Here is a 457-nt window from a genome sequence, read left to right as displayed (position 1 = left end):
ACTTTAGCACCAAAAAATAAAAAAGCAGGGTCACTTGCGGGATTTTTTATGCTTGGTGCTATTATTTTAGTGTCTTTTTATAGTGTTGTTATAGGTTGGATAGCAAAATATGCTTATTTTGGGTTTTTTGAACTACCTAAAGATACAAATGAAGCAGGTGCTATTTTTGGAAATTTACTTTCTAATGATGTTTTATCTCAATTTGTATGCTTTACTTTTGTGTTTATAGTGATTTTTTATGTAGTATCAAAAGGTATTAAAAGCGGTATAGAAAAGCTTAATGTTTGGATGATGCCAAGCTTATTTATATTACTTATTTTAATGCTTGGATATTCTTTTAGTATGGATGGTTTTTCCAAGGCAAGTGAGTTTTTGTTTGTACCTGATTTTTCAAAATTAAGTGTTAATTCTATATTAGATGCACTAGGGCTTGCATTTTTTAGTATGTCTTTGGGTG

1 pseudogene is annotated in these 457 nt (G+C 29.5%); it reads left to right on the top strand.

The features are described 5' to 3' along the window. Positions 1 to 457 (top strand): annotated as a pseudogene (locus F7R20_RS31500) (sodium-dependent transporter); the annotation flags it as partial.

The sequence above is a fragment of the Pseudomonas brassicacearum subsp. brassicacearum genome, assembly GCF_008801605.1.
In the GTDB taxonomy this organism is placed as follows: domain Bacteria; phylum Pseudomonadota; class Gammaproteobacteria; order Pseudomonadales; family Pseudomonadaceae; genus Aquipseudomonas; species Aquipseudomonas brassicacearum.
This window is presented reverse-complemented; position numbering and strand designations above follow the sequence as displayed.